The following is an 11231-nucleotide window of genomic DNA, read 5'->3' as shown; positions in this document are numbered from 1 at the left end:
CACACCCACTGGTAGCCGCCGTCCCGCCGGGACAGCCGCACTTCCTCCCGGCCGCGCGCGCGCGGGCGGCGGGGGCGCCCCGGGGGCCGGGGGGGCCGCGCGGGGGGCCGTCGCGTTGTCCGGCTCAGACCGAGGTGCCCTGGGTGACGGGGGCCGTAGCGGTGGGCGGGATGGTGCTGCCGGCGGTGGCGCCGAGGGCGCGCTGGACCTTGGCGACGGCGGCGCGGTACTGGAAGGAGGCCAGCCGGGAGGAGTCGCCGCCGCGCTGGAAGAAGCCGAAGGCCATGCCGACGGTGCCGAAGCGCTCGACGCCGACGAAGGCGTTCAGCTGGACGCCGGCCAGGGTGCCGTCGAGGCGGACGGCGGACGCGTCCTGGCGGTCGCCGAGGGTGACCGGGGTGACGGTGAAGGTCACCGAGTCGTTGGTGCCGGCGCTGAAGGTGATGGTGTGGCAGCTCTTGAGGGCCGCGGTGGCGGCGTCGAGGTCGGTGGTGAGCTTTCCCGCGTCCTCGGCGGTGAGGGACTCGGTCACCATCGGGTTGCCGCCCGGACCGTCCAGTTCGGCCTCGGCGTGCGGGGTCTCGGGGCCGGGGATGCCGGTGTGCATGTTGATCAGGTCGCTGAGGGCGTCGCAGCCGTTGGCCGGGGACGGCATCGTACTGGGGCCGGCGCTGGGGCTGGCCGTGCTGGAGACCTGAGTGAAGCCTGGGCCGACGTCGTCGACGGTGAGCAGGGCCGCGGCGAGTTGCTCGGAGGTGGGCAGGCCCTGGGCGGGCTGGCCGGGCGTCGCGGCCGCGGCGAGGTGGGCCGGGCCCAAGGCGACCGCCGCGGCGAGGGCGGCGGCGGCGAGGGCGTGGAGCGGCTTCGGGTGGGACATGCGGGCCCCCCGGTCGAGAGTTCGGGCAGGGACAGGCACCAGTGTCCCACCGGGCCTGTTACGGGGCTCGCGGGCGCGGATCACCGCAGGTCAGGCCCCCTGGTCCGGCTGGTCCGGCGGAAGCGGTCCGGGGGTTTCGAGCGCTTCGAGCGCTTCGGGGGTTTCGGGGGTTTCGAGGGTTTCGAGGGTCTCGGCGAGCCACTGCACCCAGAAGGCCTCCAGCCCGATACCCGCCCGCAGCACGGCGTGCTGGAGGCGGTTCTCCCCGGCCGTCGTCTCGGCCGGGAAGTCGTGCCGCTCGATCTCCCGGTAGTCGTCCAACTGCGCGCGGTGCAGCGCCAGGTGCCGCCGCACCTCGGCCGCCAGGCCGTCCGTACCGACCACCGCGGCGGCGCGCAGCCGTAGCAGCAGCGGTTCGCGGACGGCGCGCGGCGCGGCGCCCTCGGCCGTCCAGCGGGCGAGTTCGGCGCGGCCCTCGGGCAGGACCTCGTACTCCTTCTTCTGTCCGCGGACGGGGCCGGACGGCTGGAGGGCCCGGATCTGTCCGGCGGCCTCCAGTCGGCCCAGTTCGCGGTAGATCTGCTGGTGGGTGGCGGGCCAGAAGAAGCCGATCGACTTGTCGAAGCGCCGGGTCAGCTCCAGCCCCGAGGACGGTTTCTCCAGCAGGGCGGTGAGGATGGCGTGCGGCAGCGACATGCCGTCGATCCTAGGGCGTGCCCAAGGCGTGCCCAGGTCCTGTCCGGCCGAACAGGACCCAGCGCGAAAGGAAGGGTCAGATCGCGGCGGCCAGTTCGGTGCCCTGCTTGATGGCCCGCTTGGCGTCGAGTTCGGCGGCGACGTCGGCGCCGCCGATCAGGTGGGCCTCCAGGCCGCGCTCGCGCAGCGCCTCGTACAGGTCGCGGCGCGGTTCCTGGCCGGTGCAGAGCACCACGGTGTCCACGGGCAGCAGTTGGCGCTCGCCGTCGACGGTGAAGTGCAGGCCGGCGTCGTCAATCAGGTCGTACGTCGCGCCGGCGACCATGGTGACGCCGCGGTGTCGGAGCTCGGTGCGGTGGATCCAGCCGGTGGTCTTGCCGAGCCCGGCCCCGACCTTGCTGGTCTTGCGCTGGAGCAGGTGGACGGCGCGCGGCGGTGCGGGCCGCTCGGGGCGGCGCAGTCCGCCGCGCTCGCGGTACTGCGGGTCGATGCCCCACTTGGCCTGGAACACGGCCGGGTCGAGGCTGGCCGCGTCGCCCGGGTCGGTGAGGAAGCCGGCCACGTCGAAGCCGATGCCGCCCGCGCCGAGGATGGCGACCCGCTCGCCGACGGGGGCACCGCCGCGCAGGACGTCGAGGTAGCCGAGCACGCTGGGGTGGTCAACTCCTGGGAGGTCGGCGGGGGTTCGCGGGGTGACGCCGGTGGCAAGGACGAGTTCGTCGAAGTTCTCGGCGGCGAGCTGCTCGGCGGTGGCGGTGGTGCCGAGGCGCTGAGTGACGGCCAACTCGGCGAGCCGGGTGCGGTAGTAGCGCAGCGTCTCGTCGAACTCCTCCTTGCCGGGGACGAGTCGGGCGGTGTTCAGCTGCCCGCCGATCGCCGCGGCGGAGTCGAACAGGGTGACGTCGTGGCCGCGTTCGGCGGCGGAGACGGCGAAGGCTAGCCCGGCCGGTCCGGCTCCGACGACGCCGATGCGCTTGCGCAACCTGGTGGGCGCGAGCACGAGTTCGGTCTCGTGGCAGGCGCGCGGGTTGACCAGGCAGGAGGTGATCAGGCCGCTGAAGGTGTGGTCGAGGCAGGCCTGGTTGCAGCCGATGCAGGTGTTGATGGCGTCGGCGCGGCCGTCTTCCGCCTTGGCGACGAAGTCGGCGTCGGCGAGCAGCGGACGGGCCAGCGAGACCAGGTCGGCGCAGCCGTCGGCGAGCAACTGCTCGGCGATCTCGGGGGTGTTGATGCGGTTGGTGGTGACCAGCGGGATGCCGACCGTGCCCATCACCTTCCTGGTCGCCCAGGCGAAGGCGCCGCGCGGCACGGAGGTGGCGATGGTGGGGATGCGGGCCTCGTGCCAGCCGATGCCGGTGTTGATGATGGTCGCCCCGGCGGCCTCGACGGCCTGGGCGAGGCGGACGACCTCGTCGAGGGTGGAGCCGCCGGGCACCAGGTCTAGCATGGAGAGGCGGTAGACGATGATGAAGTCCTCGCCGATCCGCTCGCGGACGCGGCGGACGATCTCCACCGGGAAGCGCATCCGGCGCTCGTACGGGCCGCCCCACTCGTCCTCGCGCCGGTTGGTGGCGGCGACGACGAACTCGTTGATCAGGTAGCCCTCGGAGCCCATGACCTCGACGCCGTCGTACCCGGCGCGGCGGGCGAGTTCGGCGCAGCGGACGAAGTCCTCGATGGTCTGCTCGACCTGTGCGGCGGTGAGCTCGTGCGGGACGAAGGGGCTGATCGGGGCCTGGAGGGCGCTGGGGGCGACGAGGTCGCGGTGGTAGGCGTAGCGGCCGAAGTGCAGGATCTGCAGGGCGATCTTCCCGCCGGCGGCGTGCACGGCGTCGGTGACGACGCGGTGGCGGTCGGCTTCGGCCTCGGTGGTGAGCATCGCGCCGCCCTCCCAGGGGCGCCCGGCCTCGTTGGGGGCGATGCCGCCGGTGACGATGAGGCCGACGCCGCCGCGGGCCCGTTCGGCGTAGAAGGCGGCCATCCGCCGGTAGCCGTCGGGGGCCTCCTCCAGGCCGACGTGCATGGAGCCCATGACGACGCGGTTGGGCAGGGTGGTGAAGCCGAGGTCGAGCGGGCTGAGCAGGTGCGGGTAGCGGCTGCTGCCGGGGGTGGTGCTCATCGACGCGCTCATCGACGTCTCCTGGGGGCGGCGGGGGTCGTTGTTACCGCAGGGTAGGGGACGGTGGCTCGATGTGCAACTAGTTGCATAACGGGGTCGCGGGCCGGGGCCCCGCGCTCTGTCGGTTCCCACCAACTCGCGGACATGGTCCGCGTATTGTCAGATCGATAGTGTGGGCAGCTGGGAGAGGACCGCCATGCGGGATAGCTCGATAGCCGTGATCGGCGGCAGCATCGCCGGAAGCGCCTTCGCCGGGGCCGCCGCCCGGCTGGGAGCGGACCGGATCGTGGTCCTGGAACGCAGCGAGGGCCAGCTGGAGGACCGAGGCGTCGGGATCTGCATCAACGACGACCGCTTCGACGAACTGGTCCGCGCCGGCCACCTCCACGACGGCGTCCGCCGCCACCGCCTCACCGTCCGCCGCTGGGTCACCCGGGAGACGGCCGAGGACCGCGGCGGCGACGGACCGGACGGGCGCGGGCGGGTGCTCTGGAACCAGCCGATGCCGTTCCACTCACACCACTGGGCCGTCCTCTGGCAGGCCCTGCGCGAACGCACCCCCGACCGGATCGAGTTCCGGCAAGGCCACACCGTCACCGCGGCCGGCACCGACCAGGACGGCGCCTGGACGGCCGGCCCCGACGGCACCCGCGAACCGCACGACCTGGTGATCGGCGCCGACGGCTACCGCTCGGTGGTCCGCGCGGCGGTCTGCCCGCAGGCCCGGCCCGAATACGCCGGGTACGTGTGCTGGCGCGGCAGCTACGACGCCGCACTGCTGGCGGAGCTGCCCGGCGGGTCCGCGGCCTGGCCGGAGGACGAGTGCGCCACCGTCTGCTACCCCGGCGGCCAGGTCGTGATCTACCGCATCCCCGGGCTCACCCCCGGCAGCACCCAGGTGAACTGGGTCTTCTACGCGCCCACTCCCGCCTGGCTGCGCCTCGACGGCCCGACCAGCATCCCGGCGGGCACCCTCACCGACGGGCAGCTGGACGACCTGCGCCGGCTCGCCGAACGGCACCTGCCGCCGTACTGGGCCGCCCTGGTCACCCTCACCCCGCGCGAGCGGACCTTCCTCCAGCCCGTCTACGACCTGGAGACCCCGCGCCGCACGGCCGGCCGGCTGCTCCTCGGCGGGGACGCGGCCACCGTCGTCCGCCCGCACAACACCAGCGGCGCGGTGAAGGCCTTGCAGGACGCGCACGCCTTCGAGCAGGCCGGGCGGGCCGCCGCCGCGCACGGCGACTCCTGGCCGTCCGTGCTGGCCGCGTACGACCAGGAGCGGGGCGTGGTCGGGCGGGAGCTGGTGGAACTGGGCCGACGGCTCGGCCGGGAGCAGGTCGCCGCCGCACCGGACTGGTCGACCATGGACGAGCCGGGGATGGTCGCCTGGTGGCACGGCCAGCTCACCGGCAGCGGGGGTTTCGGCGGCCACGCCCTCGGGCGTCCCGAGTGAGTGTGGGCCGCACAGGCCCGTGGCCGCCGAAACCCCGTCAGATCACCTGCTGCGATCCACCTGCTGCGATCAGACGTTGACGCCGTAGTCGGTCGCGATGCCGCGCAGACCGGAGGCGTAACCCTGCCCTATGGCGCGGAACTTCCACTCCGCGCCGTTGCGGTACAGCTCGCCGAAGACCATCGCGGTCTCGGTGGACGCGTCCTCGCTGAGGTCGTAACGGGCGATCTCCTGGCCGTTGGCCTGGTTCAGCACCCGGATGAACGCGTTGCGGACCTGCCCGAAGCTCTGCAGCCGGGCGTCGGCGTCGTAGATCGACACCGGGAAGACCACCTTCGCCACGTCGGCCGGCACCCGCGCCAGGTCGACCTTGATCTGCTCGTCGTCGCCGTCGCCGCCACCGGTCAGGTTGTCGCCGCTGTGCTCGACCGAACCATCGGGGCTGCGCAGGTTGTTGAAGAAGACGAAGTGCTGGTCCGAGACCACCTTGCCGAGCGCGTTGCAGAGCAGCGCGCTGGCGTCCAGGTCGTAGTCGGCGCCAGTGGTGGTGCGCACGTCCCAGCCGAGACCCACGATCACGGCGCTCAGACCGGGCGCCTCCTTGCTCAACGAGACGTTGCCGCCCTTGGCCAGCGAAACTCCCACAATGCCCTCCTCGATCTCTCCCTGCGGACGAATCTACAACACTGTAGAGATCACGGGAATCCACCTGCGGTCGGGCCCCACCCCGGGAATTTCTCAGGGGCTCCACCGGGAACCACCCGCCACCCCGGCCGCCGCACCCGCCGGGCCGAGGCCCGGTGGCCACCCTAGACTGGCGGTGGATCCCCTGGTCCGCCCCGACCGGCGGCCCCCGCGCGGGAGGTTCCCCATGCGCCAGCGGTACAGCTTCCACTTCGACCAGGCCGGGCACTCGGTCACCGTCAACGTCCGCTCCGGCTGGATCACCGAGACCGAGCTGCTGGTGGACGGCAAGGAATGCGCCTTCCACCGCGTCCACGGGCACGGCGTCTACCCGCTGACGCTCGCCGCCCAACTCGCCGAGGAACCGCCGCTGCCGCTCTCGGTACGGCTGGACCGCACGGGCGCGGCCGAGCACCCGTACTCCTGCGTCCTGGAGGTCGCGGGAGCCGAGCACCCGATGCCGGAGCGCGCGGCGCGCTGAGCGCCGCCTCCCGGGCGACTTGCCCGCCGATAGTACGAAACCGTACTATCCGAAAACGTGAAGTTCGAAACCGAAGCGTCCGGCGAGCAGTCCGCACTGCTCGCGCTCCAGCGCGCGACCCACGCCACGCTCCACCTGCTCGCCACCGAGCTGGTCGACCTCGACCTGACCGCCTCCGAGATCAACGCCCTCGCCAACCTCGCCGACGGGCGCGGCCGGACGGTCTCCGAGCTCGGCACCGCCGTCGGCACCCGGCCGACCACGCTGACCGGCGTCCTGGACCGCCTGGAACGCCGCGGCCACATCACCCGCGGCACCCGCGCCGGGGACCGCCGCTCGGTACTGATCGAGCTCACCCCCACCGGCCGAATCACCGCCGACACCATCCGGCAGACCGTCGCCGACCTCGAACGCCGCGCACTCGGCAACCTCTCCCCCGCCCAGGTGGACGGCTTCCACGCCACCCTCCGGGCCCTGACGAAGGCCTCCTCATGAGCTCCCCCGAAACTCCCGAAACCCCCGACCCCTTCGGCGAGTTGCTGCGCGAGGCGATGGCCGGCGCAGACCGCTTCGGCCACCGTCAGCACGTCCGGCTCAGCTGGCTCGCCGTCCGCCGCCACGGCAGCGCCACCGCCCTCGACCTGGTCGGCGACGGCATCCGCCGCACCGCCGCCAAGGCCGGGGCGCCACAGAAGTTCCACGTCACCATGACCCGGGCCTGGATGGAGCTGGTGGCCCACCGCGCCGACGCCGCAACCGACTTCGAGGACTTCGCCGCCCGTCACCCCGAGCTGCTCGACAAGGACCTGCTCGCCCGCCACTACCGCCCCGAGACCCTCACGAGCGACCAGGCCCGCACGACCTGGGTCGAACCCGACCTGGTGCCGTTCCCCTAGCCCTCCCCAGCCTTCCCTAGCCTTCCCGGCTGCCGTCCCGGACCTCCGTCACGATCTCCTCGATCGCCTTGCGGGCCCGCTCGGCGTCCTCGGCGACCAGGCCGATCCTGGTCCGGCGGTCGAGCACGTCGGCGACGTCCAGCGCGCCCTCGTGCGTGACGGCGTAGGCGACCTCGGCGCGCGTCACGTCCAGGCCTTCCGCGATCGGCGTCAACTCCTCGGCGGCCACCACCTCCTGGGACGATCCGCCGTAGCGGGCGAGCAGCGAGCCGGGCACGGCGCCCGCCGGGAGCGGACGGCTGTCCCGGTGGGTCGGGGCCCCGACCAGCGGCAGGCGGGCCGTCCAGCAGGCCCGGGCCGGCAGGCCGCGCAGCCGGACGGCGGCGTCCACCGCGTCCTCGGCCATCCGCCGGTAGGTGGTGAGCTTGCCGCCGACCACCGTGACCAGCCCGGACGGCGACTCCAGCACCGCGTGCTCCCGGGAGATGTCGGCGGTGCTGCCGCCCCCGGTGTCGATCAGCGGCCGCAGCCCCGCGTACGCGCCGCGCACGTCCGCCCTGGTCAGCGCGGTGCTCAGGGCGGCGTTGACGGTGTCGAGCAGGAAGGCGAGCTCCCCCTCGGCGGGCTGCGGCTCGTCCGGGATCGGACCGGGCGCGTCCTCGTCGGTCAGCCCGATCGCCACCCGGCCGAGCTGCTGGGGCAGCGCGAAGACGAAGCGGCTGGTCGAACCGGGCACCGGCACGGTGAGCGCCGCGGTCGGGTGGCCGAGCGCGGCGGCGTCCACCAGGAGGTGGGTGCCCCGGCTGGGGCGCAGCCTGATCGACGGGTCCACCTCGCCCGCCCAGACGCCGGTGGCGTTGACCACCGCGCCGGCCTCGACGGTCAGCGACTGCCCGGTGACGGTGTCGGTGAGCCGGGCGCAGCCGCCCGTCACGGACTCCGCCCGCACCCTGGTCAGCACGGTGGCGCCGTACTGCGCCGCGGTCCGCGCCAGCGCCACCACCAGCCGGGCGTCGTCCACGAGTTGGCCGTCGTGCGCGACCAGCGCGCCGGACAGTCCGGCGGTCCGCACGCCCGGCACCAGCTGCCGCGTCCGCGCGGCGCCGATCCGGCGCACCCGGGGCAGCAGCGCGCCCGGCGTCCCGGCACTGAGCCGCAGCGCGTCCCCGGCGTGGAAGCCCACCCGGATCAGCGAGGCCTGCCCGGGGCGCAGCAACCCCGGGAGCAGCGGCACCAGTTGGGGCAGCGCGCGGATCAGGTGCGGGGCGGTGCGGGTCATCAGCACGCCGCGCTCGATCGCACTCTCCCGGGCCACCCCGATCCGCCCGGAGGCGAGGTAGCGCAGGCCGCCGTGCACCAGCTTGGAGCTCCAGCGGCTGGTGCCGAACGCCAGGTCGCGGGACTCGACCAGCACCGTGCGCAGCCCGCGCGAGGCGGCGTCCAGGGCCACCCCGGCGCCGGTGACGCCGCCGCCGATCACCAGCAGGTCGACCCGCGGGCGGTCCCCCAGCGCTTCGAGTTCCGCCCGGCGCCGGCCGGCGTCGAGTCGGCTGGAGCCGGCGTAAGGAGTGGCGGAGCGAGCGGCGGAGGATCCGGCGGGCGTCGAGGTCATGGCGCGAGGTATCCGTTCAGTGCTCTGGTCAGTTCGCGCCGCCAGGCGGCCTCCGGCAGCAGGGAGGCGACCATGCGGTGCGACTGGACGGTGGACTGGGCGATCAGCAGGACCATGGCGGCCAGTTCGACCGGCTCCCCTGACCGGATCGAACCGTGCGCCTGCCCCTGCTCGATGCCGGCCCGCAGCGCCTCCAGCAGGCCGCGCTGGCTGGTGCCGAGCCGCTCGACGACGTATTCCAGCAGCAGGTCGGAGTCGGCGGAGCGCAGCAGCGCGCCGAGCACCGGGTGGTCCCGCAGCCGGACGGCCACCTCGACGACCCCGTCCACGAAGGCCTCCCGGCCGATCGGGGCGCCGTCGCCCCCGAGGGTCAGGGCGACGCCCTCCCGGGTGGCCCGGATCTCCCGGGTGAGCAGGGCGCCGATCACCGCCCGGACGTCCGGCCAGCGCCGGTAGACGGTCGGCCGGCTGACCCCGGCGCGGCGGGCGATCTCCGCCAACTGCGTTCGGCGCACGCCGAGATGGACGATCAGGTCGGCGGCGGCGTCCAGGATCGCGTCGTCGGTGCTGCGCGCGGGACTGCCAGGGGGCTCGGCGTTACTACTTGACATGATGTGTGAAACTGTAACGCATGGCATCTGAGACGCAAGCGGGACCGGCCGGCGCCGCGCTGCCGCTCCCCCCGATGAAGTGGGACGCCTGGGGCGACCCGGCCCTCGCCAAGGAGCTGTCCGCGGACATCAAGGGACTGCTCGCCGCCGCCCTCGGCGTCACCGGCGACGCCACCCCCGGACCGGCCGCCGACGAGATCGTCCTGCACCCCTCGCGGATCACCGCCGACGACCTCAAGGCCCTCGCCGCCGCCGTCGGCGAGACCAACGTCAGCGCCGCCGACGCCGACCGGCTCCCCCGCGCCGGCGGCAAGTCCACCCCCGACCTGCTGCGCCGCCGCAGCCGCGACCCCCAGGACGCGCCCGACGCCGTCGTGCTGCCCGGCGACGAGCAGGAGATCGCCGCCGTCCTCGCGCTCTGCGCCGAACGCCGCATCGCCGCCGTCCCGTTCGGCGGCGGCACCAGCGTCGTCGGCGGCCTCGACCCCGAACGCGGCGGCCTCACCGCCGTCATCTCGCTCGACCTGCGCCGCCTCGACCGGCTCCACGACCTCGACGAGACCTCCGGCGAGGCCGTCCTCGGCGCCGGCCTCACCGGCCCCGCCGCCGAGGCCCTGCTCGCCGAACGCGGCTACGAACTCGGCCACTACCCGCAGAGCTTCCGCTACGCCACCCTCGGCGGCTTCGCCGCCACCCGCTCCTCCGGCCAGGACTCGGCCGGCCACGGACGCTTCGACGAGATGGTCCGCGGCCTGCGCGTCGTCACCCCCGCCGGTGTGCTCGACCTCGGCCGCGCCCCCGCCTCCGCCGCCGGCCCCGACCTGCGCGAGCTCTTCCTCGGCTCCGAAGGCACCCTCGGCGTCATCACCGCCGTCCGCCTGCGCGTTCACCCGCTGCCCGCCGTCAAGGCCTACGAGGCCTGGAGCCTGCCCGACTTCGCCACCGGCAGCGCCGCCCTGCGCGCCGTCGAACAGGCCGGCACCGGCCCCACCGTCATCCGGCTCTCCGACGAGGCCGAGACGATGGTCAACCTCGCCACGACCGAACAGATCGGCGGCGCCCCCGCCATCACCGGCTGCCTCGCCGTCACCGTCTTCGAAGGCACCGCCGAACAGGTCGCCACCCGCCACCGGCTCACCCGCGACACCCTGCTCGCCGCCGGCGCCACGTCTGTCGGCGAGGCCCCCGCCCGGGCCTGGGAACACGGCCGCTTCAACGCCCCCTACCTGCGGGACTCCCTGCTCAGCGCCGGCGCCCTCTGCGAAACCCTGGAGACCGCGGCCAGTTGGAGCCGGCTCCCGCAGCTGCGGACCGCCGTCACCGAGGCCCTCACCACCGCCCTGCCCGGCGCCCTCGTCCTCTGCCACATCTCGCACGTCTACCCGACCGGCGCCTCGCTCTACTTCACCGTCGTCGCCGCCCTCGGCGAGGACCCGCTCACCCGGTGGGCCGCCGCCAAGCGCGCCGCCGGCGACGCCATCGTCACCGCCGGCGGCACCATCACCCACCACCACGCCGTCGGCGCCGACCACCGGCCCTGGATGAGCGACGAGATCGGCGAGCTCGGCGTGCGCATCCTGCGCGCCGTCAAGGCCGAACTCGACCCGGCGGGCATCCTCAACCCCGGCAAGCTGATCCCGTGACCGGCGGTCCGCGAGCCATCAGGCGAGTGGCCGTCCTCAGCAACCCGGCGGCGGGGGGGGGGGCCCGCCCCGCCCCCCCCCCCCCCCCGCCCGCGGCCCCGGACCCGCCCCCCCCGCCCCCCGCCCCCGCCGCGCGCCCGCCCCCCCCCCCGCGCC

General features: G+C 74.3%; 11 protein-coding genes. 5 read left to right on the top strand and 6 right to left on the bottom strand.

Features of this window, described 5'->3' with window-relative positions:
- Positions 1 to 124: 124 nt before the first annotated feature.
- The 3 genes from ACFV61_RS31100 to ACFV61_RS31090 all read right to left on the bottom strand — a co-directional run bounded on the left by ACFV61_RS31100 (position 125) and on the right by ACFV61_RS31090 (position 3704).
- On the bottom strand, positions 125 to 877 hold the full coding sequence (locus tag ACFV61_RS31100) for a hypothetical protein (RefSeq protein ID WP_380495234.1): 753 nt from the start codon (positions 875 to 877) through the stop codon (positions 125 to 127).
- Positions 878 to 967: 90 nt separating this feature from the next.
- Positions 968 to 1573, bottom strand: a complete 606-nt coding sequence (locus ACFV61_RS31095; protein WP_380495232.1) for a PadR family transcriptional regulator — start codon at positions 1571 to 1573, stop codon at positions 968 to 970.
- Between the two features lie 76 nt (positions 1574 to 1649).
- Positions 1650 to 3704, bottom strand: coding sequence for an FAD-dependent oxidoreductase (locus ACFV61_RS31090; RefSeq protein WP_380495230.1), 2055 nt, complete (start codon positions 3702 to 3704; stop codon positions 1650 to 1652).
- A gap of 184 nt (positions 3705 to 3888) precedes the next feature.
- On the opposite strand from ACFV61_RS31090, the gene ACFV61_RS31085 reads away from it, so the two are divergent.
- Positions 3889 to 5148 carry an FAD-dependent monooxygenase gene (locus ACFV61_RS31085; protein WP_380478274.1) on the top strand — a complete coding sequence of 420 codons (1260 nt, stop codon included), beginning with the start codon at positions 3889 to 3891 and terminating at the stop codon, positions 5146 to 5148.
- A gap of 69 nt (positions 5149 to 5217) precedes the next feature.
- On the opposite strand, the gene ACFV61_RS31080 is transcribed toward ACFV61_RS31085, so the two are convergent.
- Complete coding sequence (locus ACFV61_RS31080; RefSeq protein WP_063349770.1) at positions 5218 to 5793, bottom strand: TerD family protein; 576 nt, start codon at positions 5791 to 5793, stop codon at positions 5218 to 5220.
- A 226-nt stretch (positions 5794 to 6019) separates the two neighbouring features.
- Between ACFV61_RS31080 and ACFV61_RS31075 the strand changes: the two genes are divergently transcribed.
- From ACFV61_RS31075 to ACFV61_RS31065, 3 genes are read left to right on the top strand one after another with little or no spacing between them, the layout of a single operon-like run.
- Entirely contained in the window at positions 6020 to 6313 is a 294-nt protein-coding gene (locus ACFV61_RS31075) for a hypothetical protein (protein WP_063349769.1), read from the top strand.
- Between the two features lie 57 nt (positions 6314 to 6370).
- A complete protein-coding gene (locus tag ACFV61_RS31070; RefSeq protein WP_063349768.1) occupies positions 6371 to 6808 on the top strand; it encodes a MarR family winged helix-turn-helix transcriptional regulator in 438 nt (145 codons plus the stop codon).
- Positions 6805 to 7209 (top strand): hypothetical protein, encoded by a 405-nt coding sequence (locus ACFV61_RS31065; protein WP_380495228.1) that lies wholly within the window; start codon positions 6805 to 6807, stop codon positions 7207 to 7209. Before ACFV61_RS31070 ends, ACFV61_RS31065 begins: the two co-directional genes overlap by 4 nt.
- Positions 7210 to 7225: 16 nt before the next feature.
- Here the strand turns inward: ACFV61_RS31065 and ACFV61_RS31060 are convergent, their stop codons facing one another.
- Complete coding sequence (locus ACFV61_RS31060; RefSeq protein ID WP_380495226.1) at positions 7226 to 8821, bottom strand: glycerol-3-phosphate dehydrogenase/oxidase; 1596 nt, start codon at positions 8819 to 8821, stop codon at positions 7226 to 7228.
- Positions 8818 to 9432, bottom strand: coding sequence for a TetR/AcrR family transcriptional regulator (locus ACFV61_RS31055; protein WP_063349765.1), 615 nt, complete (start codon positions 9430 to 9432; stop codon positions 8818 to 8820). The genes ACFV61_RS31060 and ACFV61_RS31055 overlap by 4 nt, the downstream gene beginning before the upstream one ends.
- 20 nt (positions 9433 to 9452) lie before the next feature.
- Here ACFV61_RS31055 and ACFV61_RS31050 point away from each other — a divergent pair, with 20 nt between their 5' ends.
- Entirely contained in the window at positions 9453 to 11075 is a 1623-nt protein-coding gene (locus ACFV61_RS31050; protein WP_380495224.1) for an FAD-binding oxidoreductase, read from the top strand.
- Positions 11076 to 11231 lie beyond the last annotated feature (156 nt).

The organism is Kitasatospora sp. NPDC059817 (assembly GCF_042731835.1).
Taxonomy (GTDB): Bacteria; Actinomycetota; Actinomycetes; order Streptomycetales; family Streptomycetaceae; genus Kitasatospora.
Note: the sequence above shows the minus strand (reverse complement) of the source record. Positions and strands in the feature narration are given on the sequence as shown.

What these genes read in the sequence shown, in the direction of transcription:
- ACFV61_RS31100 (WP_380495234.1), bottom strand. Translation starts at nt 877, where the DNA reads ATGTCCCACCCGAAGCCGCTCCACGCCCTCGCCGCCGCCGCCCTCGCC.
- ACFV61_RS31095 (WP_380495232.1), bottom strand. Translation starts at nt 1,573, where the DNA reads ATGTCGCTGCCGCACGCCATCCTCACCGCCCTGCTGGAGAAACCGTCC.
- ACFV61_RS31090 (WP_380495230.1), bottom strand. Translation starts at nt 3,704, where the DNA reads ATGAGCGCGTCGATGAGCACCACCCCCGGCAGCAGCCGCTACCCGCAC.
- ACFV61_RS31085 (WP_380478274.1), top strand. Translation starts at nt 3,889, where the DNA reads ATGCGGGATAGCTCGATAGCCGTGATCGGCGGCAGCATCGCCGGAAGC.
- ACFV61_RS31075 (WP_063349769.1), top strand. Translation starts at nt 6,020, where the DNA reads ATGCGCCAGCGGTACAGCTTCCACTTCGACCAGGCCGGGCACTCGGTC.
- ACFV61_RS31065 (WP_380495228.1), top strand. Translation starts at nt 6,805, where the DNA reads ATGAGCTCCCCCGAAACTCCCGAAACCCCCGACCCCTTCGGCGAGTTG.
- ACFV61_RS31060 (WP_380495226.1), bottom strand. Translation starts at nt 8,821, where the DNA reads ATGACCTCGACGCCCGCCGGATCCTCCGCCGCTCGCTCCGCCACTCCT.
- ACFV61_RS31055 (WP_063349765.1), bottom strand. Translation starts at nt 9,432, where the DNA reads ATGTCAAGTAGTAACGCCGAGCCCCCTGGCAGTCCCGCGCGCAGCACC.
- ACFV61_RS31050 (WP_380495224.1), top strand. Translation starts at nt 9,453, where the DNA reads ATGGCATCTGAGACGCAAGCGGGACCGGCCGGCGCCGCGCTGCCGCTC.